This window comes from Clostridium fungisolvens (genome assembly GCF_014193895.1).
GTDB lineage: Bacteria > Bacillota > Clostridia > Clostridiales > Clostridiaceae > Clostridium_AR > Clostridium_AR fungisolvens.
In genome coordinates this window covers 3,008,435-3,032,741 of the sequence record NZ_BLZR01000001.1, presented here as the reverse complement: position 1 = coordinate 3,032,741, position 24,307 = coordinate 3,008,435, and the positions used below count along the sequence as shown (strand labels likewise).

Sequence of the window (24,307 nt, the reverse complement as noted above, 5' to 3'; positions counted from 1 at the left end):
ACCCTTGGCTGTTTAATTTATTTAATATTATAGTGTATAATTAATGTAAAATTAATTTTCTTGAAAGGTGATTAAGATGAGTAGAAACATAGATGCAAGAGGAAAGAATTGTCCTATGCCTGTAATGATGGCAAAGAAGGAAATTGAACAAGGCGGAAAGTTCTTTACAGTTCAAGTTGACAATAAAATAGCTGTAGAAAACCTAAGAAAGTTTGCTAATAGCCAAGGCTTTGAGGTTAATGTTGAAGAGGCTAATGGAGACTTTAATGTAAAGTTTTCTAATGGCTGTGAAGAATGTGAAGAGATAATTGCAAAAGTTGAAAATAGAAAACCTCTTGGAGACTGGTGCGTTTTTGTAAATAAAAGCACAATTGGGATTGGAAATGAAGAACTTGGACAATCTTTGATGAAGATGTTCTTCTACACAGTATCAGAATCTGAGGATTATCCAAAGGCAGTATTATTTATGAATGATGGAGTAAAGGTTCCAACATTAAATGATCAGGCGGCTGAGCACTTAAAGAAACTAGAAGAAGCAGGAGTTGAGCTTTTAATTTGTGGAGCATGCCTTGATTTCTATGAACTTAAAGAAAAGGTTACTGTAGGACAAGTAAGCAATATGTATGCGATTCTTGAAGTTATGAAGTCAGCTGGCAAGGTGATTACATTATAATAAGTTAGTCTTAGTGAGTAGTGGTACAGCAAAATAAGTGGTCACTGCTCATATTTATAACCTAAAATAGGGAATGGGGTAATGAAATGGAATGTCCTTATTGTCATAAAGAGTCTAAAAAAGGGTTCATATATACAAGAGAAGGTTCTTTAAAATGGATTGAGGAATCGAAGGATAAAGGGGTATTTTTTAATGCCTTTGCTAGTGGTGTAGTAATGAGAAACTATGAAGATTTAAATAAGATAGAAGCTTATTATTGTAAGGACTGCAAAAAGATGATTATGGATGTAGTAGAGTAAAAAATAAAGGTATGCTAAATTAAGCATACCTTTTCTTTATATTATTAAGTTGAATATTTTCTGATTCAGTCCTCTAAAATAAAGACTCTGTTTACCTCTAAAGCTGAATTTGGATACAACCTTATTTTACAACAATAGAATAGTCTTTCTTATCAGTTACCTGACCAATAATTCTTGCCCATGGAGTGTAGCATTCCATTCTAGACAAGTATTCTTTAGCATCTTTCTCTGGCATAGATAACAGTAGACCTCCAGAAGTTTGAGGATCAAGCAGTACATCGTGCATTTCTTGAGAAACCTTAGTTGCAGTGCTGAATATATTCTTTAAATAATCTTGGTTATTGTACATTCCTTCTGGAATAATTCCCATGGATGCATATTCTAAAGCTTTTGGAAGCATTGGTACCTTATCACTAAATATTTCAATGGTTTTGTCGCTTCCACTTGCCATCTCATAGCCATGACCAATTAAGCTAAAGCCTGTAATATCAGTGCATGAATTCACTTTTAAATTTGAGAAGGCTTCCTTAGCATACTTATTTAATTCAATCATTATTTTAGTAACTTCTTTTATCTCGTTAAGAGTTAATAGCTCAGCTTTTGCAGCAGTATTTAAAATACCAATGCCAAGTGGCTTAGTTAAAACAAGTACATCGCCGGTTTTAGCGTTGCTATTAGTAAGTATTTCACTTGGATGAGCAAATCCAGTAACGCAAAGTCCATATTTAGGAGTAGGGTCTGCTATTGTATGTCCTCCAGCAATAATTGCACCTGCTTCTTGAACCTTACTATATCCACCTGCTAAGATATCGTGCATTATTGATGGATCTAAGCAAGATGGAAAGCATAATAAATTCATTGCAATAGCTGGGCTTCCTCCCATTGCATATACATCACTCAAAGCATTAGTAGCTGCTATTTGTCCAAAAGTATAAGGATCATCTACCATTGGTGGGAAGAAATCAACAGTTTGTATTACTACTTTATCATCAGATACTTTATATACAAGGGCATCATCTTTTTTATCAAAGCCTACCAGTAGGTTTGAATCCTCAAATTTAGGTAAGTTTTTAAGAACAGAATCTAAAACGCTAGGTCCTATTTTAGCAGCGCAACCTGAAGTTTTAGTAAGTGAAGTTAGTTTTATGTTATTGTCCATTATGTTAACCTCCAGTAATTTATATCAATTCAATAGTTTTTTATCATTATAAAATTTCAAGGAATTGTCTATAATCAAAATAAGTTTATATTAATCATTATAAATGAAAATTAGTAATTTCAGTAGGTTAAATGTGGAATTTAAAGTTGTGAGTATGTAAAACTTGAATTAGAGAAGGTTTAAATTTCTTATGGCTTTATTCACAGAACTGGAAGATGTAAGTTTTGTCATAAAATATGTAAATTTGTATAATTTTCTGCAGTAATTTATAATTGTTATGGAGGTACCATTTCATAGTAAAATATATATTTTCAAGTTCTCCTTTCAGAACCCAGAGGAGTTTTGAAAATAGTTTTTGAATTAAAGTGGCACATCTTTAGAAAAACATTAGAAAGATAAAATAGAAGGAACAGAAATGAAAAAATTAAGTGTAACAAATGATTTTAAAAGTATAGTATTGAATGATACAAAGTTAATAGATGTGAGAGCTCCAATTGAATATGAAAAAGGAGCAATGTTGAACTCAATAAATTTACCTATATTGTCTAATGAAGAAAGGCATATCATAGGTATTTGTTATAAGGAAAAAGGAAATGATGAAGCAACTAAATTAGGTTATAAGCTTGTATCTGGAGACATAAAGGAAAATAGAGTAACCTCATGGGTCAAAAAGTTTAAGGAAGATCCAAATACCATGATATATTGTTTTAGAGGGGGCTCTCGTTCAACTATAGCTCAGAATTGGATATATGAAGCAACAGGTCAAGATATGATAAAGCTTGACGGTGGATATAAGGCTTTTCGTAATTATCTTATAGACTCCTTAGAGCCTGAAAACATAAAAGCAACCCCTTTAGTTTTAACGGGGTATACAGGTTCTGGGAAAACTATATTATTAAATAAGATTAAGAATTCTATTGATTTAGAAGGAATCGCACATCATAGAGGATCTACCTTTGGGCATTTTGTGACGCCACAGCCAACACAAATAAATTTTGAAAACAACTTAGCTTATAGTGTAATAAAGCATGGAGATAAGAATTTTAAATATATGATTTTAGAGGATGAAAGTAAAAACATTGGGAAGAGCTTTATACCAAAGGATTTTTATAGTTATTTTCAAAGTGGAGATGTAATATTTTTAGATGCTACTGTAGAAGAAAGAGTTTATAACATATTGGAAGAATATGTGGTAAACGGTCAAAGAGAACATATTGAAGCGCTAAAAGATATGGATTTGGGATTAGAAGCATGGTTAGAGGATATGGTAGCTAGCATGGAAAGAGTTAAAGGTAAGCTTGGTGGAGACAGGATGAAGGTAATAGTTGAAGAGCTTAAACTTGCCTTTAAAACACAAAAGGATACAAATGACATAGATAAACACAGAAATTGGATAGAATTATTTTTAACCAACTATTACGACCCAATGTATAAGCATTCCTTAGATAAAGCTAATAGAAATATAATATTTAGAGGTAATAGCAGAGAAGTAATAGAGTTTATTGAAGGTTTGGAGTATTAATTAAGTATATAAATTAAGTCAATTTTCTTACCTTGTATATAAATCTTAGTTTTTCAGTATAACATACTTCAATATTGTCACCAATTGATAATAAAGCAATGCTTGATTTTAAAAGAGTTGCTTTGTTATTCTCTAACTCTACAGTTACGGCTCTTTGGAATATTGGTATAGTTCTTCTATTATATGGGGATTTTAGATCAAAAGACTCCGTATCTATTTGTGTAACAGTTCCTTTAGAAGAAATTAAATTTTGAGTATCCTTATAAATTAAGAAACAATAAGTACAAAGATAAATGATTAATGGAATCAAAATAATACATATAAATAAGGATTGAGAATCTGAATCTGATTTTATTTTATATATAAATGCAGATATTAGAATTAGAATTAAAACTATCCTTGATAAGATATAAAATTGAATATGTTTTTGAAAAGTGACTTCTTTATTCATGGAATAATTTTTCTTTGTTTGTATAAGTGAATCGCTAAGTTTTCCTATAAATAAAGCATAAATCAGCATTGTAATTAAAAAAAGAATAGGTATTAGTAAAATCAATAAATATCGAGAATTATAAGGCGGCATTATATTTTCCTCCTAAAGTTTATATTAAAGATGTTCTATATTAAACTAAAAATCAATTTATTAAATTTTATCACAACAATATCATAGACGGAATAAAAAGTGCTAACTTTGAATATATAAGGAAAATATAAACTAAAAGCAAAGGGAACCGTGTAAAAAAAGTTTAAATTTATATATTTATCAAACTTTCTTTTCATAACATTATATATAAATGTTATTTAGGAGGAAGTATTATGTCAGCAATACAGATGGGACCAATTTTATATGTTGAAAATAAAACCAATGAGGATTTAGAAAATATATTTTTTACACTGGATGATTATCATAAAATGGACACTAGAATTAAGAAAATAAAGAGTGGACAAACAAATACAACTAGTATCTGCAACAGAACATTTTTCAATAAAAGTATATTGAAGAATCCTTCGAAGTTTGGATTTGAGGAATTTAAGAAATGTTATCAAAATAATAATGAAACTAAAACCTTATATTTATATCACTACGATAAGAATAATGAAAAGAGGCAGTATATCGTTTGTGATAAACTTCATTCAAATGACTTCACAAACATAAAAGTGGCAGTTAGTAAAGTAAATACTGATGGTTCTTTAGTTTTTGATGTAATCTTAAATTATGATCCTCTTAAAACGCATTAGGATAAGGCATAAGAGAAATATAAAAAATTAATGCATTTTAAAATGAGTTCAGTTAATTTTGGTAATTGGGCTCTTTTTCTCATAGAAAATTATAGGAACTTCGTATTAGCTAAAGCTAGAAGTTTTAATCACTTTGTTGGTTTTTATATATTATATATTTAACTTAATAAAGAAATCGATTATAATTTATTACAATAATGTGAAAAATAATAAGTAACACTACACACGTGTTAACTTTAGTTTAATAAAGTACTATGCATTTTAGAGAGGTGATTAAAATGAAGAAGATTCGAATAATTGTTGTTGCAATTATATTAATTATTGCTGGTGTAATCGTTACCGAATATGTAAATGAAAATAAACACACTGATAAAACAGCTGTAGCACCAGTTTCTAATGCAGATCTTGCCTTTGCAGTGCTTGGGGATGTCCATGATGATATTGAACATTTTCAAGGAGCAATTGATGATTTGAATACAATAAATTCTAACATGGATGCATTAGTATTAAACGGAGATACAGTTGGGCAAGGAATAGAGGCTCAATACGCTTCAATGAAAAAAACATTAAATGAAAACAAGAATTTAATACCTAAAACAATTATTGAGAATATAGGGAATCACGAGTTTTTTGATTATAACATAAAAGTTAATTCTCCAGAACAAGTCCAAACTTTCATAAATAGATATCTTGAGTTTTCAGGACAAAAAAAGGTATATCATGATGCCTGGGTAAAAAACTATCATTTTATATCACTAGGATCTGAGGATGGTAATTCTAAAACATTAGATTCAGTTTCAGCTTATATATCGGATGTACAATTAAATTGGTTTAAAGAAAAAATAGGTGAAAATTATCAAAAGGGAAAACCTATATTTGTATTCTTACATCAACCTTTAGATAGTGGAAATAAAAACTGGGCTTCTGTTAATCAAAGTAAACAAATTAAAGAAATACTTTCGAAATATCCTGAAGCAATACTGTTCACTTCTCATACTCATAGAGATTTAGTTGAAAGCAGTGTTGTGGTGGATCAACCCTTTACTATGATTCATACTGGAGCTGTTTATTATACTGTCATACCTGATGCTAATAGCAAAGGTGGTAGAAAAAACTTGCCTTATATTAAAGGCTTATATATCGAAGTTAACGGAAATAAGGTTGTTGTTAAAGGCAGAGATATGAAAGAAAAGAAGTGGATATTTACAAAAGAAATTAATAAATCATAGGGTGTTGTGACCCACTACTATAGATAAATGCATAGTAGTGGGTCTTATAGTTTTTAATCTATTTGTATTGCAATGATGACATAGTGGCAGTTTTTTCAAGATTTTGATTAACTTATATAAGATTCTGATACAAATCACATAATTTCTACATAATTATTTTATAATTTTCTTGTTTTTTACTGTTACAATGTTGCTTAAGGATTATTGAGAAGAATTTATGGATAGATAACTCTAAATCTAAAATTATTTTTAAAACTCTAGTAGGTTCTGAGCAGAAGCTTTAAAAATATAAACTTAATTGTAGAGTTAGCAATCTATATAGGAGGTTATACAAATTGAAAAAAATTAAAGTAATGAAAGAACACATATTTCTTGCAGCTATAGTAATTTTATCTGCATTATTAAATTTCGTAAATTCAGGAATAGAAGGAACTTCTAATTCTTATTATGCAGCTGGGGTAAAGAGCATGACGTTGAATTTCAAGAATTTCTTTTTTGTATCCATGGACCCAGGTGGATTTGTAACTATCGATAAGCCACCTTTTGGATTTTGGATGCAGGCTATTTCGGCAAAGATATTTGGCTTTAGCGGATGGAGTATACTTCTTCCACAAGCCTTAGCTGGAGTACTTTCAACTGTTGTTATATATATAATAGTAAAGAAATCCTTTGGAAGTTCTGCTGGATTGCTTTCAGCTTTATTTCTAGCTGTTACACCTGTCTTTGTTGCAGTAAGCAGAAATAACACTATTGATAATCAATTAGTATTCGTTTTATTACTAGCATGCTGGGCTCTTACAACTGCAGCCAGAAAGGGAAAATTCAAATACTTAGCAATAGGAATGGTTCTTATAGGAATTGGATTTAACATTAAGGCATTACAGGCATATATGATACTACCTGCTATTTATATAATGTATTTACTTTCAAATACGATTTCTATAAAAAAGAGAATTACATATCTTGCGGCAGGAACTGCAATACTTTTGGCAGTATCCTTCTCGTGGGCATTGATAGTGGATTCTATACCAGCAGCTAGCCGTCCATATGTGGGAAGCAGTGGTAATAATACTGAAATGGGACTTATTATAGGCCATAATGGTTCAGAAAGAGTAAGTCTTGGAAGTTTATTTGGTAGCAGCAGTAGTCAGCAAGGTGGAGGACCAGGAGGTTTTGGTCAAGGAGGACCAGGAGGTCAAGGAGCCCCATCAGGTAATGTACCAAATGGAGATCAAGGTTTTAGAGATAAAGGGCAAGATGGAGCAGATGGAAATTTTAAAGGTGGAAACATGGGCGGTGGCTTCGGAGGAAGAATGGGTGGATCAAGCGGCCTAACAGGAACCTTTGGAGCACAGACTCCAGCAGGAATTACCCGTTTATTCTCCAAAAACATACTTTCAGATCAAATAGTTTGGTTTATACCTTTAGCTTTCTTTGGATTCTTAGCAGCAGCCTTAAAGGAAAAATTGAAGTTTAAACTTGATAACGAAAGAAAGCAATCCATTGTTATGTGGTTTATGTGGTTCTTCCCTGAATTTGTATACTTCAGCTTTAACACAGGACTGTTCCATCCTCATTATCTTACAATGATGGCAGCTCCGATTGCAGCATTAACAGGAATAGGACTCGTATACATGTGGGATATGTACAAAGAGGGAGGATGGAAAGCATGGCTTTTACCAGTAGCTTTACTAGCAAATGGAGCAGTACAGATGCTAATGCTTTCATACTTCACTGATTCTTCTGAGATAGTTAAATATTTAGTGATTTTACTAATTGCATTATGCTTCATACCTGCATTAATTTTGGCAGCAATGAACATTTTCAAAAAAGGATCACAAAAAGTTACAAAGGTTCTAGCTGCCCTAGGAGTGATAGGAATTTTAGTATCACCACTGGCTGGATCAGGTGCTGCGATGTTCTATGCAGTTAACTCAACAAACCCATCTGCTGGTATGGAACTTCTTCCAGCAACACTTTCAGGAAGCCAAAATCAAAACGGCAATGGAAATATGGATATGGGCATGAGAGGCGGCTTTGGGTTCGGAGGTAATAGCATCAATACGACTGATTTAGTTAACTTCCTTAATAATCACAAGGTTAATGGAAAGAGTCAAATAGTCGTATCTTCTTCAAATACTGCTGAGAATCTTACTATAAATACTGATTTATATGTTAGCTCTTTAAGCGGTTTCCAAGGTAATGAAGTTGTTATGAGTTTAGATCAATTTAAATCACTTGTAAAGAGTGGAGAGGTAAGATATGTCTTAGCTAATGATGGCAACGGAAGAGGTAACTCAAATAGTGAAATAATGAACTGGGTAACTAAAAATGGAAAGCTTATTTCTTACGGTTCAACAGATTCTTCATCAAGCACAAATGGCAGTTCAGAGCAGTTATATGATTTGGCTGGTACAGTAAAATAGATAATATTTAAAAATTCATTTTTTCTGATTTTATCTTAAACCATAGAGAAGTTTTAAAAATAGCTTTTATATTAATGTTGAAATATTAAAATACTCCTTCTTGCAAGTAAGATATATCAATCTTACATAATGCAGGAAGGAGTATGTTTTTTGTTTATATACAATAGCTGGTCTTAATAATATAATATCATAATTCCTTTATTTAGCTGCTTTACTGAAGAACCCATCCTTTTTTGGTATCATATTGTCTGTGAGTTTTTGAAACCTCTTTCAACCATTCATCGATTTCGTTTTTATAGAAATACTGTTTATCATTTACCGTGAAATAAGGAAACATCATTCCAGTAAAGACTTTTGATTGATCTAATGCAGCTTTTTCCGTATTGATAATACCTTGAACTTCTCCTTCAGACATATCAAGGTATTTAGCTACCTGTGATAAATTTAAAACATTACTTTCAATTGAAGGACTGGTTGAAATTTGTGTTTTTTCAGATTTTGATATTGAATAACCTATAAAAATTGAACCAAATACTATGCTTAAGGAAAGCATTATAATTGAAATTAATAATAATTTTTTGTTTTCCAATTAATCTTCACCTCTCTAAATAATTATTTTTAGTTATAGATGTTTATTAAAATGAGAGGAATACTAATCCATCATTCTTTCAGCTTTAGCACTATTTTTCAGTTCATTCGTTTTCTAAGTCTCTGAAATATCTTGCGCGACATAACTAACCCAAATAGGAAAAAAGCCTGTATTAAGTGCAACAGTTGTTGAAGCAATATTAGGGCTCCAAGTAGTATAAAAGGGCATCATACCACACTTTTCGATTTCATCAGCTAGTGTTTTTACAAGGTATGCAGCAAGGCCTTTATTACGATGTTTTGGAAGAGTATCTATACCAATCTGCCATAGCTTACCCATAGTATCATCAGCACCAGCTAAAGCAACAAGCTGATTTTCTTTATATGCGCCAAAGGCTATAACATCATTCCTAAAGTTTAATGCGTTACTAAAATCTTTGTTATCATACAAGTCTTTTATATTATCTTTATCAAATAGCCTGTATTCATAATCACAAGGTTTAGGGATAGGCTTATTATTATCTAAATATAAGTATCTAACTTGTTCGCCGCCAAGCATTTTTCCAAACTCTCGTAATTTAGCTTCGATGGCAAATAAATTTTCTCTGTCGATAATATAGCGTGCAGGTGTTTTTGAAAAGTTTTTAATGCACCATTCATAAATAAGTGGATCTGCTTTTATAACAGCATTTTTTCCAAAGGTAATTATATTGAAAAATGTATCATTAGACTTAATGAATACATTTTTATTTTCATTAAATAAATGTGGAGAGCAATTCCATAAGATCCCCAATTGATCTTGTGCAAATTTTACTTTGCTTGATTTGTTCATTTATGACACCACCTTGTTTTTTAGGGTAAAGCATTTCTTCATCAAAGATAAACAATGTTTTCTGGTTATTAATATGAGTATATTTGTATATTATACCATTAATATCCTTGGTATTCACTATTGTACAGCATAAGAACAAATATGAAAGAAGTTGACGTATCGGGGCAATAATCTTAATATTAAAGTTAAATATAGCAAAAGGTATTAAGGATTTACTAGAAAAAATATTAAGAGAAGGTATAGGAGGAAAGCACTATGGCAGATATTAAATTTGAGATAAAAGAAAGTTTAGGAACTCTTTCAGAATCATCTAAGGGGTGGAAGAAAGAAGTAAATCTTATTAGCTGGAACGATAAAGAAGCTAAATATGACATTAGAGAGTGGGACGGGGAACATAAGAAGATGGGTAAAGGGGTTACCTTCTCTAAAGAGGAAATGAAGGGACTAAGAGATATTTTAAATAACTTGGATTTATAAAATAGAGATTAAATTTAAGGCTATGTTTTAATATAGTGTTGGGATATAGCCTAATAAAAATTATAGGTTGGATTGTCAACCTATAATTTTTAATATAATAATAAGATGACTTATTTTAATCTTCGCTCGTTCCATAAATTAACAAACCATCTAATAAGATTTAACATCATTGAAATGATCAATAAAACAGTTCCGATCAAATGAGTATTATCATTAAACAAAAAAGGAATTGCGATCACGAATAGAAGAATTGTTATTATTAACATAAATTTTGTTTTCATATTCTCTCCTTTCATTTTACTTGCTTATTTTAGTTATGGTTTATAAGAGTTTTTTATGCTTACTCAAGGTGAAATATGATGATATGGCATCTTCATGGGAAATCTAAAAGAAAAGTGATGCTTGACCAAAGAAACAGTCTAAGTCTAATATCTGTACGTCTAGAAGATTTTTATCCGTAGGTAGAAGCTTATCTGGTAAAGTAGCTTGAAGTAGATATGCATAAATACAAGAATTTCCAACGTATTCTTCAACTTTATTTAAATGAAGTATTTTAGATTGATTACCGTTGATAGAAATTTTAATAGAATCACTTGTAATGTCAGGGCATATATTGGATTGTCCTGCCTTCTGTTTCACAAGGCTCATTGGTCTAAAATATATTGTTAATGCTGGGTATCCACCTTTTATTTCAAAGCAGTGCAAACCATAGATTTCTAATTTATCAATACTGGCATTGATAACAGTGTTTTCAGATAGGTTAATGTTTTGGCACCAAAATTCTAGATAATTCTCAGCATACTCCCTAACTGCGTACATATAAGGATAATAACCATCAGCAGCTTCAAGAAAGTATTCTCCATTTTCATTTGTAAAAGTAGAAAACATATCTTCAAATTCAGAATCCTTTAAGGAAACATAAACTCCTTCCATTGGAGTACCTTTTTTATCAGTAATAGTTCCGCTAATTAGACTCATTTTGACCTCCACTTTTTAAATTTCTTATTTTAGCATAAAATATAATTATTACATAATATTACATGTAAGATTATAACATATTGAAGTCAAATGCATGAAATTTACTTTATAAATACGTTTAAGATTTAAAACATCAAACTGAAAGCACAAATTTTATAGTGAACTTGTACAGTTTTGTATGTTATTATAAACATATAAAATAGCTTAAAAAATTTATATCATTATGATTATGAAAGTTTTACTTATAAATAAACATAAGATTACCCTTGTTTGAGATGATATAAAACAAGAAGATTGGAGTAAAGGATGTATATCTTAATTATATTAGTACTAATAGGTGTTTTTGTAATAGGAGCAGTAATCTTTAAAAATAGTTCCTATTCGAAAGAAGAGCAGTATAATGCATTTATTAAGCAAGGAAATGAATTTTTGAGTAGTGGAGAATATGATAAGGCTCTGGCTGAATTTGATAAAGCAATTGAAATAGAACCTACTGATATTGGTACTTATTACTTAAAAAGTAGTATACATCTTAAATTAAATGATTTTAATAATGTTATTTTGAATACAACTAAGATAATAGAAATAGATGAATTTAATCCTTTAGCGTATTATCTAAGGGCATATTCATATCTACAAAATAAAGATTTTGATAAAGCAATTAAAGATTTTTCTGAAAGCATAAATATGAATATTTCTGTAGATTATTTACCCTCAGCATATAGTGGTAGGGGTGAGGCATACCTTGCAACTAAAAATTTCATGAAAGCTTTGGATGATTACAAAAAAGCCATTAGTATGAATGATAAAGAATATTTGTATTTTAAGAACATGGGATTTATATACTTAAAAGTCAGAGGGTATGGTGAAGCTGTAGAGTATTTTTCAAAAGCAATTTCTTTGAGGCTTGATTCTAGTGAATGCTTTAACGATAGAGCTTTTTCTTATATTCTACTTAAAGATTATGAAAAGGCGTTGGTTGATGTATTAAAAGCTTTAGAACTAAATGAAAGTTTTGCGGCTGCATATAAAAATTATGCTTATATACAAATAAAGCTAGGAGACATTAAAGCAGCTGAAAAAAATATTAAGAAAGCAATTGAACTTGATTCAAAAAACGGTGATTTTTATATTATACTAGCAACAATTGATCTGATAAAATATGAATATGAATCTTTCTATAATAATTTAGAATTGGCTGAAAATATAGGAATAAACTTTATAGATTATTTTCAGGATGCTTTGTTTGACAAAATTAGAAATAGTGATAGATTCTTAAAGTTTTATAGAAAATTGTTCTTTTAAGAGATAGTAGTTTAAGCAGCAGTTTTAACAATAACTATAGTGAGAGTATATTTAACAAACATATAGCTAGCTAATTTGCAAGAACATTGATGTATTATCACTTGATAAATACAATTAAATGAAGGGTTATTGATACTATTGAGGATATGATGAATTTGAACATAACTTCATTATTTTTCTAAATTTGGAATATCAATTGACAAAAGAGAATAAAATATAATATAATTTTTTTATCAAATAAAGAAGTATAGTTAAAAGGGAGTAACTGCCTTGAAAAAGGTGATACAGTCAACATACTGGCCATTGGTCTGGTTGTATCGTAACTAATTTTAGTTAAGTGAGACTTTTAACACAATGAATTCATTGTGTTAGAGGTCTTTTTTGATGTTAAATATTCTTACATCAAAAAAGATTTCTACAGGATGAATGTTTGTTGTGTTGAAGGTCTTTATTTCTGTATAGCAAAGTATAAAATTTTTAAGCTAGATAAACCTAGATATTTCAATGGTTTTAGAAGTATTTTATGGCTATACAGAAAAAACGAATCTTATTCGCCTGCAAGATTTTCTTCATATACATTCGGAAATGCAGATGCGCAAAAAAATCTGCTGAAGAAGGTCGCTTCAGCAATTTTTTTAAATTTAATTAATTATGTAAAGAAAGGATAGGAAATTTAGTCATCTTAAAAAAATCTATCATAATAATTAAGGGGAGATAAAATATGGCATCATTTATTAAAGCTTTACTTCTAGTAGTAGTTGCTGAAATGGGAGATAAGACTCAGCTTTTAGCAATGGCTATGGCAAGCAAGTATAAAGCGAAACAAGTACTTTTGGGAGTTTTAGTAGCTACTATTCTTAATCATGCTTTAGCAGTTGCGGTTGGAAGTTATTTGAGTACTATGATACCAATGAATGTGGTTAAAATAGTAGCTGCAGTTTCTTTTTTAGTTTTTGGTCTTTGGACTATACGTGGGGATAAATTAGAGGATGAAGAAAATAAGAAAGTAAAATTTGGGCCAATAGTTACAGTTGCAATAGCATTCTTTTTAGCTGAGATGGGAGATAAAACTCAGCTTATGACTATAACTATCGCTGCTGAAAATACCCAGCCTTTATTCATCTTAATGGGAACAACAGTAGGAATGCTTATAGCTGATGGAATAGGTATTTTAGGTGGTGCATGGATGTGCAGACATATACCAGAAGTATATATAAAATGGGTGGCAGGAATTGTATTTATGTTTTTTGGAACATTAACTTTGTATAATTCTGTATCAAATTCATTATTAACACCTTTATATATTTCTTTATTTTTAGGAATACTAGGAGTACTTATATATTTATTTGGAGTAAAATTTGCATATTTTGGACAGGTGTGTGAGAGAAAAGTTATAAAGATTGAAGAGTCTGAAGTTGTAAATGAATAAAATTTATTATTAGTCAAGGAGTGAAGTTAATGGATGAAAGATTTAACAATCTAAAACTAGCCGAGCGAGGAGCTAGAGTAAGTATTCTTGCATATATTGCACTATCTTTAATTAAAGTAGGAATTGGTTATATATCAGGGTCAGAAGCACTATCTGCAGATGGAATTAATAATACAACTGATATAATAGCTTCTGTTGCTGTGCTAATAGGACTTAAAATATCAAGAATACCAGCAGATGAAGATCACCCTTATGGACATTTCAGGGCAGAAACCATAGCCTCGCTTGTTGCTTCCTTGATTATGATAGCAGTGGGACTAAATGTACTTTATAATGCAGTTCAGTCGATTATTCATTTTAAAGCTAAGGCACCAGATTTGATATCAGCTGCAGTTGCTGTTTTATGTGCTGGGATCATATATGTTGTGTATAGATATAATAAGAAAATTGCAGTGAAGATAAACAGTGCCGGTCTTATGGCTGCAGCTAAGGACAATCTTTCTGATGCCTGGGTTAGTATTGGAACAGCAATTGGTATCATAGCCTCCCAGTTTGGATTGCCATGGATTGACCCACTTGCTGCAGTTGTAGTTGGCATATTAATCATTAAAACTGGGTGGGATATATTTAGAGAATCTTCTCATAATCTTACTGATGGCTTTAGTAAAGAAGAGCTGGATAATATTACTGAGAACATAAAATTAGTGTCTGGAGTTGAAAAAGTAAAAGTGATACGAGCTCGTGCAGTTGGTAATAATATTCTTATAGATGCTACTGTAGGTGTTAATGCGGATTTAAATGTAGTTCAGGCTCATGTAATTACTGAAGAAATAGAAAGAAATTTAAAAAATGATTTTAATATTAGTGAGGCAATGATTCATGTAGAGCCAAATGATTAATTTAATAGATAGTATAATGAAATCCCTTATAAGATACAGAGTAAGTTGCATTTTATAAGGGACTTTTTACTAATATAAAAGTTTTTTGTTTTATTTATATAATAGGGTATGTTTGAATATGGTATTGAAATATACCATAAAAAATTATAGGTGGGATTGAACACCTATAATTCTCAATATTACTTGCAAACTGGTTTAATAAGTTCCCAGTAAATTAAATTCTGGTCCCGATTAATTTCTTTCATTCCAACCTTTTCTAATATCCGGGAAGAAGCCTTGTTATCAATCAAACACTCTGCTTTAATAACTTTGACACTCTTTTGAGAAATTGCCCAATCTATAATAGCCTTTAATGATTCAAAACCAATACCATTTCCTCTTTCATTTTCTACTAATCCATAGCCAACTTCAACTTCACCTTTTTCATCAGGCTTTCCATGAAAACCTATGTCTCCAATCACCTGCATATTGTCTTTTTTTACAATCATCCAAGCCTCAAAACCACTTGGTATTTTAGCCTTTTCTAATGTTTCATATATAATAGGCAATATGTCCTTAGTATCATCAGTAGGCCAGTTTTCATCTATTTTAATTCCAAGTTTTTCAACTTCTTTACTGCCTCCACTGATTAAAGATTTAGTTACTTCCAATGTTATTGGGATTAATATTAATCTTGTTGTTTCTATGTTTTTTATATTCACTTTATTTTCCACCTTTCAATATTAAAATAACTTGATAGAACTAAAGGTGGAGTAATACCTATAAATTTAATTTAGGTAGTAAGCCACCTGATAGAATTAACATTTGTAAAATTTTTCATAAAACCAACTCCTAACATTATTAATTAATAAAAGTCTATAATCTCAAATTAATTATGTCTTTGTATGAAGTATACTAAATCAACGATAAAGTGTAAATATTCTTATGATTTTCCTTAATTATCAATTTGGAACGTATTATATATTTTTAATTCATAAATCTAATATAATTTGCAATTTTAAAAGATAGTTCTAATTTAAATAAGTTGTTATTGGAATCTAATGAAATATCAAGTATGTTCTGTATCTTATTGAAGCGATAGAAGAAGGTGCTTCTATGGATGTTTAATCTGTTTGAAGCCTCATTAGCATTTCTATTACTTTCTAAATAAACTTTTAGAGTATTAAGTAACTCAGTGTTATTTTGAACATCAAATTTAGTAAGTTTCTTAATCCAAGGATGAATTAAAGTTTGCAAATTTATGTTTTGTAAATCATTAGATTGTTTTGAAGCAATAAAGAACAAGTAATATTCAACATATTCTTCAAAATAATTAATACGCTTGTCTACTTTCATAGCTGATGATAGCTCTAAGGCGTATGTAGACTGGCTGTAAAAGTCTTTTATAAACAATAAGTCATCAAAAACAATGCTTATGCCGCAGTTTAAACCATTTAACTTTAAAAATTCTAAAAGAGTTTCTCTTGTATTATTACAAATCACTTGTTCTAAATCACTACTTATTAGGAAGATAATTTTATCTTTATAGTATGTAGAAATACAATTTCCAAGTATGTTTTTGAAACCATTAATTAGCTGTCTTAATCCGAAGTTATGTCTATAGTCTTCATACTTTTGTTTAAAGGGGACTGTAATTATAAGTAGGTTTTTGTTTAAATTAAAGTTACTATGTAGTAGACGTTCTTCCACATGATCGAGATTATCTATTTTATTTGTTAATAAATCCATTAGGTAATATTCTTCATCCAAGCCTGAATCACTTATGAAAAGATGTTCTTTCTGAATTTGGATAGAAAGTACATTGGATAAAATATTTGTAAGCTCTAAATCTTCTTCTTGAAAATTTCGATTGCTTTGCAAAATGCTTATATATGCAATTGATATGTCATTAACTCTAATGGAGCAAAATATTAAGTTTTCATCAGCTCTATGAAAAAAAGAATTGTTTGTTTTATAGATTGTATCTATGCATTTGTTCTTTTTCATTAAGTCAATAGTACCTGATAAAAGATAATTTTCCCCATTTCTAGATTCGATACTTGAGTTTTCATCTTTTGCGAGATTTGACCGTGTAATAATGCGATAACTAGTATCTAATATGAAAATAGGATTACCTAAAAAGTTTTCAGCCTTGCTAAGTATTGCATCTACGCTGCTTTCAGCAAATAGGCTATGGTAAAGTTCATATTTTTTCTTATATGAATCCACTTCTTTTTTCATAAATATCTCCTTGTTTTATAGGGTGATTAAAAAAGTGTCTAAATACTATCGAGTTATTAGCCTTAATTTAAGACTTATTTTCGATGAATCACAACTTTCAACATGTTAATATTATAACAAATCATTTAAATGTGTAAGACAAAATTATTTGTTTTGTCTTAATTATCATTCTTTTACCTACACTTTAAACATATTTTTAAAGCCCCTCTGTTTTTTGAGAGGAGGCTTTGAAAATATGAATTTTTTAATGAAGATTTCCTAACTCAACTATTAATTTATACATGCCCGAAAATCCCCAGAAGCCGAGATTTTCGAACAAGTATAAATTAAGTTTCGATACAGGAACTCTTTAGTTACATTAATATAGTGAAAAACTGATGATTAAAAATCAGTTCTAAATCAATATAAGGTTAATTTAAGAGGAGAGTATACTATGGCTTTTACAGTGTTAGGCATTACAGCAGGAAGAAAGGATTCAAACTCAGAAATCCTATTAAAGGAAGCGCTACTTGCATGTCAAGAGCAAGGTGCAGATGTTAAAATGATTAATTTAAGAAATTATAATATTATTGAGTGCTCAGGCTGTACAGCTTGTACACATGGCATGAGTAGTGGTAAAAATGTTGGATGTACATTAAGCAAAAAGGATGATAAAGAAGAAATCATGAAGATTATGCTAAATGTAGATGCAATTATTGTTTCAGCACCGACATATGATTTAATGCCAACAGCTACATTCTCAAAGTTTATGCATAGGAATTTAGCCTATGAATCAGCATTTTTAGAATCAATTGGAGCTATTGAACATAGAGACAGAGTTGCTGGACTTATTGCAGTTGGGGGATCTACACGTTCGTGGCAGTCAATGGCACTAGAAAGTATGCAAGCAACATGTTTTACAAATGATTTTAAGGTAGTGGATATGTATTTAGCTACAAGGGTGCCAGCACCAAAGCAATGTTTACTACATGATGATATGCTTGAAAGAGCTCATGAGATGGGACAAAATATCATGAAATCATTAAATACACCAGTAGAAGAAAGAGGATGGCTTGGTGAAGAAGGTATGGGATGGTGTCCGCATTGCCATTCAAATGCATTAGTTTTAGGAGAGCTACAATGGGATGGACTACATTTTCCTGTTGAATGTCAGGTTTGTGGAGCTGGAGGAAATTTAGAAAAAACAGAAGAAGGAAAATGGGAATTTGTTATTCAAGAAGATGGATTAAGTCGTGATCGTACATCTGTAGAAGGAAGGGAACATCATTTAAAGGAAATAATGCACACACAAGGGGGATTCTATACAGAAGAAAACTTAGCAACTGTAAAAGAAAAGTTTGTTAAGTATAAAGAATTGAAATTTCCAACTATAGAGATTAACAAATAAAATCAGCTTTGTTGCATTTTTATATTATTATAAGGGGAGCTTTTGACTTCCCTTAATTTATATTTTAAGAATTGAGGGAGAAATTAATCATATATATAGATGAACCACTTCATAATTAAATTTATATTTTCAAATTCGCCTCTTAGAACCTAGAGGAGTTATGTCGTCTTATTAGAAAATTACGAATTAATAATATATTATTTTAACTTTATACTTAATTCTTTTTATAAAAGCGAATAGACTTCAAATTCCTTATCAAAATGGTAACCCAATTTTTCCGACAAATTTACTGAATTCATATTTGCTGCCTCCCATTCAGGGTAAATACCTCTCTCAAGACAAGTCAAAATTAAGCTAGCAGCACAGGCTGCAGCAAGTCCCATTCTTCTATGTTCTTCCAAGGTTCCTATCGTTATTCCAATGGTACTTTTGTATGTAATATACGAGGATGCAATGCAAACAAGTTGTCTATCCTTGTATATAACATACCCCAGACCATTTTTCTTGAAATCCTCATATGACCTAAAAAAACAGCATCCATCAGCAGCCCAATCTATACTTAGAACTTCCTTGTATATAACATCATCAATTTGCTTAATTTCATATACTGGATTAACTTTCTTAATTAATTGTTTTAAATTATTCTTATCAAAAACATTGGGCTCATGCTTTATTGCATACCTCTTGTAGCAGCGAACTTTATCGGATAGGTGTTCATTCAAATATTTAACCCACTGCAGTCCACATGGAATAATAATCTTATATCGAGCATTCTCCTCTAATGTCTGTTCAATTTCATCAAGGTGTTTTACCTCACCCAGAAGGTAGCAAAAATCTGCTGCAATAATAACAGCTTCTTCTGGATGTACTACATCGTCCACCCATGCATCACAGTAGGGATTGCCTTCAAGAAACCATAACAGCATAATATCATCTTTCCTGCAGGAACAAAGTTTCTTTAAATAATGCCTGTTGGAATCATCAATTTTTATCATAATGCACCTCTTCTCTATTAATTATTTTATGAATTAAATAGTATCTTTTATTACTTCATCATTTTTTACTACTGCGAACTATAATTATGTTTATATTAACATTATCTTAAAAACACACGAATGATCCCTGATATTGCAGTTATTGATATTCCTAATACTTCTATTCTTTGATTTTTAATAAGGCTTAACATTATATTTTCAGGAACAATTTCTGTTTCATCCATTTGATCTAATTTTTTTGATATTTTCCGTATTTCTATAAATGAAACTAACATTAAAATTAGGCCTAACACAGTAGCTGTTAAAGTAATGATTATCCACTTATTCATGATATTTTCATTCCTCCTGTGTAGTACTTTTTAAATACTTATATTACTCTGACTTAATTACTTGTAATTATACCATTAAAAACCAATTAATCCTAAGAAATAATTATGTTATATAAAAAGTTTACTATTACTTTTTGAACCGTATTATTCAATTTTAAAAGAACATTAATACCTATAAATTAGAATTTTCTTTAAATTTATAGGAATAAAATTAATAAAATTTGACTGAATGATGATACTCGTGATAATATCACATTGAGAACGATTTTAGAAAAACCAGATATTTTTAATAAAAAAAGGGAAATATAATAAATAGATGTTTATAAAAGAAGATGAATGAATATAAGTTAATTAAAATTTATTCTAGATTTATATTTATTCAAGTTTTTTTATAAATGCAAAAAATATTTATACAAGAAACTTTAACGTGCGGATAATTTGAGTTTATTTTCAATCTTTGCGAAATTATTAAAGTTGCATCACTTCCATGGAAAAAACATTTTTAAAATTCTACTGTTTTTAAGCCGAAATTTTAAAATTTTGAAGACATATGAAGTGATACATAGATATAAATTCCTTAGACAAAATAACTTTAGAGATGAAAAACTTTAATAGGTAACATTGATGATCGGGATCAAAAAAATATAACGATATTAAAAATTTAGTAGTAACTAAGTTCTATTTTTTATTCTTTTGAAAATTATAATGTGGATAAATATTAGGAAGAGTATATTTTATTATAAGAAAAAGATAGTCTTTTCTAGGCTGAAGAATAAAAAAAGAGGGTTTATTACTTTCCAAAGTTTCTTTAAGATTAATTTGGAAAGGAAAGATGCGCAAAATAATCACTAATTAAAGGCGTACTAGCGATTCTCTATACCCTTAGTTACAAGTAAGGAGAAAAAATGACAAATAAAATTAAAAACAGAAGTAGAATAAAAGTTATACCTTTAGGTGGTTTAGGAGAGATAGGTAAAAATCTAACTGTTTTCGAATATGAAGACGAGATAGTAATAATAGACTGTGGATTGGCGTTCCCTGATGAAGAACTTCTTGGAATTGATCTTATAATTCCAGACATAGCTTATTTGCAGAAGAACAAGGATAAAGTAAAAGGATTTTTTATAACCCATGGACATGAAGATCATATTGGAGCTTTACCATATATTTTAAAACAATTAAACGTTCCTGTGTATGGAACAAAATTAACTTTAGGGTTAATTGAAAGTAAGTTAGAAGAACACAAGATTCTTAACGACTGTAGTTTAAATTTGATAAAAGCAGGAGATATTGTAGACATAGGTAACAATTTTAAGGTTGAATTTATAAGAACAAATCACAGTATAGCAGATAGTGTATCCATTGCTTTGCATACACCTGCAGGTATTATTGTTCACACTGGTGATTTTAAGATTGACTTTACGCCAATTGATGGTGAAACTATAGACCTAAACAGATATGCACAATTAGGTAAAAAAGGTGTACTGCTTCTAATGGCTGATAGTACTAATGCTACTCGTAAGGGATATACAATGTCTGAAAGAACTGTTGGTGAGGCCTTAGAAAATCTTTTTCTAAAGGCAGATGGCAGAATAATAGTTGCTACCTTTGCATCAAATATTCATAGAATACAGCAAATTGCTAATGCTTCTGTAAAGCATAATAGGAAGATTGCTTTAAGTGGAAGAAGTATGGAGAAAATATGTAAAGTTGCTGTGGATCTTGGATATTTGACTATACCTGACGGTGTATTAATAGAATTAAATGATATTAAAAAATATGCAAATGATAGAATTACAATAATTACTACTGGTAGCCAAGGTGAACCAATGTCCGCATTAACAAGAATAGCACTTGGGACTCATAAGAGCATTCAAATAGAAAAAGGAGATATGGTTATTATCTCAGCAACACCTATACCAGGAAACCAAAAGCCTGTTTCTAATGTTATAAACGATTTAACAAAAAAGGGTGCTAATGTAGTTTATAAGGCAATAGAGGATATACACGTTTCAGGCCATGCTTGTGAAGAGGAAATTAAGCTTGTTCATACGTTGTTAAAGCCAAAGTTCTTCATGCCTGTACATGGTGAGTATAGACATTTAAAAAGACATGGTGAAATTGCAGAAAGCATTGGAATGGATAAATCAAACATATTCTTATTAGAGATAGGAGATGTTTTAGAGGTATCTAGAAAGAAGGCTCAAAAGGCTGGCAAGGTAATTGCTGGAAGAATTCTTATAGATGGATCTGGAGTCGGAGATGTAGGTAATGTTGTGCTTCGTGACAGAAAAAATCTAGGTGAAGATGGAATCATAACTGTAGTTGTAGTTATAGATAAAGAAAGTAAAACAATAATTTCAGGACCAGACATAGTTACAAGAGGTTTCGTATATGTTAGAGACTCTGAGAAATTAATTAAAGAGATTAGGCAGATAGCAACTGAAAGTGTAGAAAAATGCCTTGATAACAATGTAATGCAGTGGTCAGAGATAAAGAATAATATTAGACGAGAAATAGATGGTTTTATTTACAGAAAGATGAAGAGAAAACCTACGATTTTACCAGTTATAACAGAAATATAACTTTAAGCATCTGGAAATTTAAGCGGTGTATATAAAATTAAAGTGCTAAAAGCAGTATATATAAAGATTTGTGAATAATATAAAAGAGTTCAGTCAAGTTTTGTTGGCTGAACTCTTTATTTTTGTGTTAAAAACGTTAGGTAATGTTCATAGTAGCGCTTCATAAATAATATCATTACATTGATTTTATAGTAGATACAGATTTATCTATATTTTCGATAGCAACTTTTCTAAGTAAGAATAGGCCAACTAAAGCAAAAGGTAATGCAAACAAAATATTCACTATTCCTAATAAAGGAGAAATATCAACTGGAGTGGCAGAAATGCTAACAGCATGAAAGATTCCAGAAACCTTAACTAGCCAGTCATATACAGCATGCAGAAGAACCACTGACCATATGTTTTTACATCTAAGATATATGGCTGCAAATAAGATTCCATGCAAGGTAGTATAAATTATTTGTGATAAAGTGCTGATTATGAGATTTGGAGATACAATAAGATTTACTAAGTGTCCTAAGCCAAAAATAAATGAAGATAATATTACTGCTTTTATTAGTCCTGCTTTGGTAGAGTTTAGTTTGTTTACTAGGGAATTTAGTATAATTCCTCGGCAGAGAAATTCTTCAAAAATTCCCACTAAAACCATTATTATGGTGAAGAAAAATATTTTCTCTATCCTAGGGGAAGATAAGGGAATGGGACCCCGAAATAGTCCTATAATATTATATAAGCCTAGACACATAAAAGGCCAACCAAGGAAAAAGCCTTTCAAGATGCCTTTTTTATTAAAGGTAACATATTTAATATTCGTTATAGAGACATAGATGACAAAAACAAAAATTAAAGGTACTAGATAAGTGATTATGCCGTTTAAATTATAATCCAATCTACCGTTGGATTTAGACATAAAAAAGTTACTGATATACAAAAGAGCTATAGCTATTAATGCTGTAGTAAATGCGAAAATGTACGTATGAGCTTGAGAAAATTTCCTTATATGTGGCATAGTTATTCTCCAATGCTAAAAATTATAAATTTAAGGTTAAGTTTATGTTATGTTTAAGAGTATTATTGAAATTAAGTGGTTATACAGGAGATGCTCTATGAGCGAGCTATTAGAATTAAATTGTTTTTTCTACTCTTAACCTAACGCTTTCTGCTTTCTTGAGGCTTGCCTTTAACCAACTAGGCGCCTTAGGATTTGATAATATTTCATCATAGCTCATCCAGTGAACTTCGCTAACTTCATCTTTAGATACACATTTAGGCTCTCCTGATTCATATTTACATAGAAAACCTATATTTACTACCATATACCCTTTATCCGATACGAAAGAATTACTCTCTATATAGTGAAAGGCGTTTGAAACTTCAATTCCAACTTCCTCTAAGATTTCTCTTTTCAAAGAATTCTCTAAAACATTATTTTCAGCTATTTTCTCTTCAACCTTACCGCCAACTAAAGATAAAACTCCTGGGGCATGTTCTTCTTTTTCGCTTCTTCTTATAATTAAATACTTATCTTCTCTATAGATTGCAGCTTCAACATTTATCACATAAAGTGGGTTGCTCATATTTTTCCTCCTTAATTTATTAATTTTGACTATGTCCAGGCAACATTAAGATTAGGTTGTTTCTATAAAAGCGCAATTAAGATATTTTGAATAGTTAAAATATCTGCTAGCATATTTTAAATGAATAAACTGGGATGCCTATATTAACCGCAACATAGT

Annotated in this window: 23 protein-coding genes; 12 read left to right on the top strand and 11 right to left on the bottom strand. The window is 30.3% G+C overall.

Annotated features, from left to right (window positions below; genetic code table 11):
• Positions 1 to 76: 76 nt before the first annotated feature.
• Entirely contained in the window at positions 77 to 673 is a 597-nt protein-coding gene (yedF, locus tag bsdtw1_RS13275) for a sulfurtransferase-like selenium metabolism protein YedF (protein WP_183278041.1), read from the top strand.
• An 86-nt stretch (positions 674 to 759) separates the two neighbouring features.
• Entirely contained in the window at positions 760 to 972 is a 213-nt protein-coding gene (locus bsdtw1_RS13270; RefSeq protein WP_183278040.1) for a PF20097 family protein, read from the top strand.
• Between the two features lie 121 nt (positions 973 to 1,093).
• Here bsdtw1_RS13270 and selD read toward each other — a convergent pair whose 3' ends face one another.
• The gene (selD, locus tag bsdtw1_RS13265) at positions 1,094 to 2,131 is read right to left on the bottom strand and encodes a selenide, water dikinase SelD (RefSeq protein WP_183278039.1); all 1,038 of its coding nucleotides are present in this window, start codon (positions 2,129 to 2,131) and stop codon (positions 1,094 to 1,096) included.
• A 415-nt stretch (positions 2,132 to 2,546) separates the two neighbouring features.
• On the opposite strand from selD, the gene mnmH reads away from it, so the two are divergent.
• Entirely contained in the window at positions 2,547 to 3,653 is a 1,107-nt protein-coding gene (mnmH, locus tag bsdtw1_RS13260; RefSeq protein WP_183278038.1) for a tRNA 2-selenouridine(34) synthase MnmH, read from the top strand.
• A gap of 13 nt (positions 3,654 to 3,666) precedes the next feature.
• On the opposite strand, the gene bsdtw1_RS13255 is transcribed toward mnmH, so the two are convergent.
• Positions 3,667 to 4,236 (bottom strand): hypothetical protein, encoded by a 570-nt coding sequence (locus bsdtw1_RS13255; RefSeq protein ID WP_183278037.1) that lies wholly within the window; start codon positions 4,234 to 4,236, stop codon positions 3,667 to 3,669.
• Between the two features lie 233 nt (positions 4,237 to 4,469).
• Between bsdtw1_RS13255 and bsdtw1_RS13250 the strand changes: the two genes are divergently transcribed.
• The 3 genes from bsdtw1_RS13250 (at position 4,470) to bsdtw1_RS13240 (ending at position 8,547) form a co-directional block, all read left to right on the top strand.
• Entirely contained in the window at positions 4,470 to 4,892 is a 423-nt protein-coding gene (locus tag bsdtw1_RS13250; RefSeq protein ID WP_183278036.1) for a hypothetical protein, read from the top strand.
• Between the two features lie 278 nt (positions 4,893 to 5,170).
• A complete protein-coding gene (locus bsdtw1_RS13245; RefSeq protein WP_183278035.1) occupies positions 5,171 to 6,121 on the top strand; it encodes a metallophosphoesterase family protein in 951 nt (316 codons plus the stop codon).
• Between the two features lie 335 nt (positions 6,122 to 6,456).
• The gene (locus bsdtw1_RS13240) at positions 6,457 to 8,547 is read left to right on the top strand and encodes a glycosyltransferase family 39 protein (RefSeq protein WP_183278034.1); all 2,091 of its coding nucleotides are present in this window, start codon (positions 6,457 to 6,459) and stop codon (positions 8,545 to 8,547) included.
• A 211-nt stretch (positions 8,548 to 8,758) separates the two neighbouring features.
• On the opposite strand, the gene bsdtw1_RS13235 is transcribed toward bsdtw1_RS13240, so the two are convergent.
• A complete protein-coding gene (locus bsdtw1_RS13235) occupies positions 8,759 to 9,136 on the bottom strand; it encodes a hypothetical protein (protein ID WP_183278033.1) in 378 nt (125 codons plus the stop codon).
• Between the two features lie 114 nt (positions 9,137 to 9,250).
• On the bottom strand, positions 9,251 to 9,967 hold the full coding sequence (locus bsdtw1_RS13230; RefSeq protein ID WP_183278032.1) for a GNAT family N-acetyltransferase: 717 nt from the start codon (positions 9,965 to 9,967) through the stop codon (positions 9,251 to 9,253).
• Positions 9,968 to 10,222: 255 nt separating this feature from the next.
• Between bsdtw1_RS13230 and bsdtw1_RS13225 the strand changes: the two genes are divergently transcribed.
• Positions 10,223 to 10,444, top strand: a complete 222-nt coding sequence (locus bsdtw1_RS13225) for a YdbC family protein (protein ID WP_183278031.1) — start codon at positions 10,223 to 10,225, stop codon at positions 10,442 to 10,444.
• A 384-nt stretch (positions 10,445 to 10,828) separates the two neighbouring features.
• Here the strand turns inward: bsdtw1_RS13225 and bsdtw1_RS13220 are convergent, their stop codons facing one another.
• Entirely contained in the window at positions 10,829 to 11,422 is a 594-nt protein-coding gene (locus bsdtw1_RS13220; protein WP_183278030.1) for a carboxypeptidase-like regulatory domain-containing protein, read from the bottom strand.
• A 306-nt stretch (positions 11,423 to 11,728) separates the two neighbouring features.
• Here bsdtw1_RS13220 and bsdtw1_RS13215 point away from each other — a divergent pair, with 306 nt between their 5' ends.
• From bsdtw1_RS13215 to bsdtw1_RS13205, 3 genes are all read left to right on the top strand, one after another.
• Positions 11,729 to 12,727 (top strand): tetratricopeptide repeat protein, encoded by a 999-nt coding sequence (locus bsdtw1_RS13215; protein WP_183278029.1) that lies wholly within the window; start codon positions 11,729 to 11,731, stop codon positions 12,725 to 12,727.
• A gap of 721 nt (positions 12,728 to 13,448) precedes the next feature.
• Positions 13,449 to 14,156, top strand: coding sequence for a TMEM165/GDT1 family protein (locus tag bsdtw1_RS13210; protein ID WP_183278028.1), 708 nt, complete (start codon positions 13,449 to 13,451; stop codon positions 14,154 to 14,156).
• A 29-nt stretch (positions 14,157 to 14,185) separates the two neighbouring features.
• Entirely contained in the window at positions 14,186 to 15,055 is an 870-nt protein-coding gene (locus bsdtw1_RS13205; protein WP_183278027.1) for a cation diffusion facilitator family transporter, read from the top strand.
• 179 nt (positions 15,056 to 15,234) lie between these two features.
• Here the strand turns inward: bsdtw1_RS13205 and bsdtw1_RS13200 are convergent, their stop codons facing one another.
• Both bsdtw1_RS13200 and bsdtw1_RS13195 read right to left on the bottom strand, forming a co-directional pair.
• Positions 15,235 to 15,756, bottom strand: coding sequence for a GNAT family N-acetyltransferase (locus bsdtw1_RS13200; RefSeq protein WP_183278026.1), 522 nt, complete (start codon positions 15,754 to 15,756; stop codon positions 15,235 to 15,237).
• 265 nt (positions 15,757 to 16,021) lie between these two features.
• Complete coding sequence (locus bsdtw1_RS13195; protein WP_183278025.1) at positions 16,022 to 17,275, bottom strand: PucR family transcriptional regulator; 1,254 nt, start codon at positions 17,273 to 17,275, stop codon at positions 16,022 to 16,024.
• Positions 17,276 to 17,708: 433 nt separating this feature from the next.
• Here bsdtw1_RS13195 and bsdtw1_RS13190 point away from each other — a divergent pair, with 433 nt between their 5' ends.
• The gene (locus bsdtw1_RS13190; RefSeq protein WP_183278024.1) at positions 17,709 to 18,662 is read left to right on the top strand and encodes a flavodoxin family protein; all 954 of its coding nucleotides are present in this window, start codon (positions 17,709 to 17,711) and stop codon (positions 18,660 to 18,662) included.
• 224 nt (positions 18,663 to 18,886) lie between these two features.
• On the opposite strand, the gene bsdtw1_RS13185 is transcribed toward bsdtw1_RS13190, so the two are convergent.
• Positions 18,887 to 19,588 (bottom strand): GNAT family N-acetyltransferase, encoded by a 702-nt coding sequence (locus tag bsdtw1_RS13185; RefSeq protein WP_183278023.1) that lies wholly within the window; start codon positions 19,586 to 19,588, stop codon positions 18,887 to 18,889.
• A 170-nt stretch (positions 19,589 to 19,758) separates the two neighbouring features.
• Positions 19,759 to 19,986 carry a hypothetical protein gene (locus bsdtw1_RS13180; protein WP_183278022.1) on the bottom strand — a complete coding sequence of 76 codons (228 nt, stop codon included), beginning with the start codon at positions 19,984 to 19,986 and terminating at the stop codon, positions 19,759 to 19,761.
• A gap of 905 nt (positions 19,987 to 20,891) precedes the next feature.
• Here bsdtw1_RS13180 and bsdtw1_RS13175 point away from each other — a divergent pair.
• Positions 20,892 to 22,571, top strand: coding sequence for a ribonuclease J (locus tag bsdtw1_RS13175; RefSeq protein WP_183278021.1), 1,680 nt, complete (start codon positions 20,892 to 20,894; stop codon positions 22,569 to 22,571).
• A gap of 175 nt (positions 22,572 to 22,746) precedes the next feature.
• Here the strand turns inward: bsdtw1_RS13175 and bsdtw1_RS13170 are convergent, their stop codons facing one another.
• Both bsdtw1_RS13170 and bsdtw1_RS13165 read right to left on the bottom strand, forming a co-directional pair.
• Positions 22,747 to 23,316, bottom strand: a complete 570-nt coding sequence (locus bsdtw1_RS13170; RefSeq protein WP_280514167.1) for a CPBP family intramembrane glutamic endopeptidase — start codon at positions 23,314 to 23,316, stop codon at positions 22,747 to 22,749.
• A 379-nt stretch (positions 23,317 to 23,695) separates the two neighbouring features.
• On the bottom strand, positions 23,696 to 24,148 hold the full coding sequence (locus bsdtw1_RS13165) for an NUDIX domain-containing protein (protein WP_183278019.1): 453 nt from the start codon (positions 24,146 to 24,148) through the stop codon (positions 23,696 to 23,698).
• Positions 24,149 to 24,307: the final 159 nt, after the last annotated feature.

Excerpts from the sequence above, each read along its gene's own strand:
- bsdtw1_RS13170 (WP_280514167.1), bottom strand. The coding sequence starts at position 23,316 with ATGTGTCTAGGCTTATATAATATTATAGGACTATTTCGGGGTCCCATT.
- bsdtw1_RS13195 (WP_183278025.1), bottom strand. The coding sequence starts at position 17,275 with ATGAAAAAAGAAGTGGATTCATATAAGAAAAAATATGAACTTTACCAT.
- bsdtw1_RS13165 (WP_183278019.1), bottom strand. The coding sequence starts at position 24,148 with ATGAGCAACCCACTTTATGTGATAAATGTTGAAGCTGCAATCTATAGA.
- selD (WP_183278039.1), bottom strand. The coding sequence starts at position 2,131 with ATGGACAATAACATAAAACTAACTTCACTTACTAAAACTTCAGGTTGC.
- bsdtw1_RS13190 (WP_183278024.1), top strand. The coding sequence starts at position 17,709 with ATGGCTTTTACAGTGTTAGGCATTACAGCAGGAAGAAAGGATTCAAAC.
- bsdtw1_RS13180 (WP_183278022.1), bottom strand. The coding sequence starts at position 19,986 with ATGAATAAGTGGATAATCATTACTTTAACAGCTACTGTGTTAGGCCTA.
- bsdtw1_RS13175 (WP_183278021.1), top strand. The coding sequence starts at position 20,892 with ATGACAAATAAAATTAAAAACAGAAGTAGAATAAAAGTTATACCTTTA.
- bsdtw1_RS13210 (WP_183278028.1), top strand. The coding sequence starts at position 13,449 with ATGGCATCATTTATTAAAGCTTTACTTCTAGTAGTAGTTGCTGAAATG.
- bsdtw1_RS13215 (WP_183278029.1), top strand. The coding sequence starts at position 11,729 with ATGTATATCTTAATTATATTAGTACTAATAGGTGTTTTTGTAATAGGA.
- yedF (WP_183278041.1), top strand. The coding sequence starts at position 77 with ATGAGTAGAAACATAGATGCAAGAGGAAAGAATTGTCCTATGCCTGTA.
- mnmH (WP_183278038.1), top strand. The coding sequence starts at position 2,547 with ATGAAAAAATTAAGTGTAACAAATGATTTTAAAAGTATAGTATTGAAT.
- bsdtw1_RS13270 (WP_183278040.1), top strand. The coding sequence starts at position 760 with ATGGAATGTCCTTATTGTCATAAAGAGTCTAAAAAAGGGTTCATATAT.
- bsdtw1_RS13255 (WP_183278037.1), bottom strand. The coding sequence starts at position 4,236 with ATGCCGCCTTATAATTCTCGATATTTATTGATTTTACTAATACCTATT.
- bsdtw1_RS13230 (WP_183278032.1), bottom strand. The coding sequence starts at position 9,967 with ATGAACAAATCAAGCAAAGTAAAATTTGCACAAGATCAATTGGGGATC.
- bsdtw1_RS13225 (WP_183278031.1), top strand. The coding sequence starts at position 10,223 with ATGGCAGATATTAAATTTGAGATAAAAGAAAGTTTAGGAACTCTTTCA.
- bsdtw1_RS13185 (WP_183278023.1), bottom strand. The coding sequence starts at position 19,588 with ATGCTGTTATGGTTTCTTGAAGGCAATCCCTACTGTGATGCATGGGTG.
- bsdtw1_RS13205 (WP_183278027.1), top strand. The coding sequence starts at position 14,186 with ATGGATGAAAGATTTAACAATCTAAAACTAGCCGAGCGAGGAGCTAGA.
- bsdtw1_RS13250 (WP_183278036.1), top strand. The coding sequence starts at position 4,470 with ATGTCAGCAATACAGATGGGACCAATTTTATATGTTGAAAATAAAACC.
- bsdtw1_RS13245 (WP_183278035.1), top strand. The coding sequence starts at position 5,171 with ATGAAGAAGATTCGAATAATTGTTGTTGCAATTATATTAATTATTGCT.
- bsdtw1_RS13220 (WP_183278030.1), bottom strand. The coding sequence starts at position 11,422 with ATGAGTCTAATTAGCGGAACTATTACTGATAAAAAAGGTACTCCAATG.